Annotated in this window: 1 protein-coding gene; it reads right to left on the bottom strand. The window is 65.9% G+C overall.

What is annotated here, in order from left to right:
- Positions 1-546: 546 nt before the first annotated feature.
- On the bottom strand, positions 547-757 hold a 211-nt coding region (locus HMPREF3178_RS31415), incomplete at its 5' end, for a hypothetical protein (RefSeq protein WP_217494331.1).

The raw sequence follows: 757 nt of genomic DNA on the forward strand, positions 1-757 counted from the left end.
CACGGCCAGCGCCCCGCTGAGCTGCGCAATCCACAGATAACACAATAGCGCACTGGCAAAGGATGCCGACGCCTGAAGGGCGTTGGCACCCCGAAGGGGCGGGGCGGCCGCTTGCGGCCGGGCGAGTCCGGCGCAGGGTGTGGCTTGCCAAGCGGAGCGCGGAGGCCGTAGGCCGGAGGCGTTAGCGGCCGCTGCCCGCGTAAGCGGGGCGAGACGGGAACCGGCTCGATGCGTAGCACAGCAGAGCGGCCCCGAAGGGGTAACGCCCGGTGTGGCATCAGGATTTAGCGCAATGGCAGAACATGAGCTGGAGAGATCACCGGCAAGCAGCAGCAAAGGGGCGGCGCAGCCGCCCCGATGGCTGTTACTTGTCTTTGTCGCGCAGCGCTTTGATTAGGCCGGTTACGGCCGTAATCAGAGCAGCCAGCGAGGTGAGGATTTGCGGGAGGTTTTCGAGGATGGTAGAGGTCATGTAGCACCTGTAGAGAAGTTGGCGGGGTGTCGTTTCCGACGGCCGCATTGTAACCGGGCGGATAAGGCAGGTTGTCAACAGCTTGAGCGAAGCGTCTGTTGACAACCTGCCGCGCCCGGTTTCACTGCGGTCATAGGCGGAACGACCCACGCCAACGGAACGGCTTCATGACCGGGCAGCTGAGATACCGGCGAACCTGGCTGGCGCTGACGCCAGCCGCCAAGCGCCAGCGCGGAGGGCAAAGCCCGGAGGCCAAGCGGAGCGCGGAGGCCGCAGGCCGGAGGC

Origin of the sequence: Klebsiella sp. HMSC09D12, assembly GCF_001808475.1 — a bacterium.
GTDB lineage: Bacteria > Pseudomonadota > Gammaproteobacteria > Enterobacterales > Enterobacteriaceae > Klebsiella > Klebsiella oxytoca.